This is a genomic window from Aeromonas sp. ZOR0002 (genome assembly GCF_963866995.1).
GTDB lineage: Bacteria > Pseudomonadota > Gammaproteobacteria > Enterobacterales > Aeromonadaceae > Aeromonas > Aeromonas caviae.
The window spans coordinates 10550-12640 of record NZ_CAWMFQ010000245.1; the positions used below are offsets into that span (position 1 = coordinate 10550).

General features: G+C 64.5%; 1 protein-coding gene and 1 pseudogene. One reads left to right on the forward strand and one right to left on the reverse strand.

The window, feature by feature from the left end; translation table 11 throughout:
* On the reverse strand, positions 1-1520 hold a 1520-nt coding region (gene ovoA, locus AACR77_RS13805), incomplete at its 3' end, for a 5-histidylcysteine sulfoxide synthase (RefSeq protein ID WP_042882198.1).
* Positions 1521-1817: 297 nt separating this feature from the next.
* Here ovoA and AACR77_RS13810 point away from each other — a divergent pair.
* Positions 1818-2091, forward strand: a pseudogene (locus tag AACR77_RS13810) (DUF2807 domain-containing protein); the annotation flags it as partial.

The window sequence follows — 2091 nt, forward strand, 5'->3', positions numbered from 1 at the left end:
CTGGCAAGACCGGCCAGAGCCTCGGCGTAGTTGGCGACCCCGAAGTGGCTCGGACCGTACTGGAAGTCGAGATACTGGGCGACGAGCGTGTCGGTTTCATAAGGGTTCACGATGACGGGCTCCTGATGGCGTGAGACCAGGTAGCGGAAGCCCGCGTGCTGGAAGAAGTGGCGACGGAAGGCGTAGCGGGAGGATTTGAGTGCCTCGTTGCCGGTGCTGATCCAGCTCCCGCCCTTGATGAGGGTGTGCTTGCCGTCGAAGGTGGGGGTAGAGAAGTCGTCGTAGAGGGGATGCACCTTGAACCCCTCGAAGCCGTCGATGGCGGTGCTGGTCCACTGCCAGACGTTGCCCACCAGATCGAAGAAGCTGCCCTGGGGGCAGGCATCCACCGGGCAGGAGGAGGCGAAGCGGGCCAGGTTGATGTTGCCGGGGGCCTCCATCCAGTCCGGCTGATCGCCGGCCAGTTGCTCCCGTAGCAGCATCCACTCCCCCTCGCTTGGCAACTGGATGGGCAGGCCGGTCTGATCCGCCTTCCAGCGGCAGAAGGCGGCGGCCTCCAGCTGGTTCACCTCCACCGGCCAGTCCCAGGGCATGGGGACCTGCTCGGTCATCAGCCGCAGTTGCAACTGCTCGGGTTCATTGGGATCGCCGACCCAGAAGGTGGGCATGCGGGCGTTGGCATACTGGCGCCAGCCCCGGCCCTCGTCGTCCCACCAGGCGGGCGCTTCATATCCGCCCGCCTGCACGAAGGCCAGGTATTCGGCGTTGCTCACCAGCATGCGACTGGCCTGGAAGGGGGCCAGCTCGATGTGGCGCTCGCCGTATTCGTTGTCCCAGCCGTAGGTGGCATCCTGTTTGCCGAGGCGCACCTGGCCGCCGGCCACCGGCAGCAGGGTGTTGACGGGGACGGCGGCGAGATCGTGGCGCGCCTCGGGGCAGACCGGCCACTGGGGCTGGCTGCGCACCCAGGCCAGGGGCAGCTGGCGGATCAGCACGCTGGAGGTCTCGAGGTGGATGCGCTCGTGCTCTATGCCCATCAGGATGACCCAGGCCGGGCTCTGCCAATGGATGGGCAGCTCGATCGGCATCCGCTCGATGAAATCACACACCAGGGCGCGCACCCGGCCGCGGTAGGCGCGCAGTTCGGCCACCGTGGGCCAGTCGTAGTGGGTTTCGTCCAGATCGTCCCAGCTCATCTCGTCCACCCCGATGGCGACCAGGGCCTCGATGCGTGGGTCGAGCCGACTCTCGATGAGACGGGCCGCCAGCAGCTTGTTGATGAAGAAGGCGGCGGTATGGCCGTAGTAGAAGATGAGGGGGTGGCGCAGGGGGATCGCCTTGTTGAACCAGGCCCGCTCGTCGGCCAGGCAGTCGAACAGCGAGTCGTAGAGATCGAAGGTCTGGCAGAAGTAGGCGAGCAGCTCGCGGCGCTTGTGGTCGGGATCGTCGCCGGTCAGCAGCGGGGTGCGGGTGGGGGCAGGCAGGCCCGGATGGACGAATGGGTGGCTGGCTTGGGTCACGCTCTGACTCCTTGTTGATTCTGGCGGGTGAAGCAGCGATGGAGTGCTCTATACGCACCAGGTATCACTATTGGCTCAACGAACCGGGGCGGCAACCAAAAAATGGGTCAACACCCTCCTTCGGGTGTGGTCAGATTGACCAGATTGTGGTCTGAATGACTCTTTGTTATGGACCCTTCGAGCCTCGAAATATTGAAATGGATAGATAAATCATGGCGTTAGCAATATGGCACAGGGTTTGCTGATTGCCACTCACCTGCCGCGCCGTGCGGCAAAGAGGAAACGAGGAGTAGCGGGATGAAATGGATGCTGGGAGTGGTGCTGGCCCTGGGACTGACCGGATGCAGCTGGCAGGATGACGTCAAGGTGCGCGGGGAGGGGGCCGTGGTGGAGCAGCAGCATCCCCTGGGGCATGAGGTGACCCGGGTGCTGGCGGGCGTGCCCGCCAACCTGTACCTGGTGGCGGGAGAGAGCCACACCCTCAGGGTCAAGGGGGAGGCCAACCTGCTGCCCTATCTGGTGCTCACCGAGCAGGGGGAGAAGCTGGAGATCGAGGTCAAGGATGACTGTG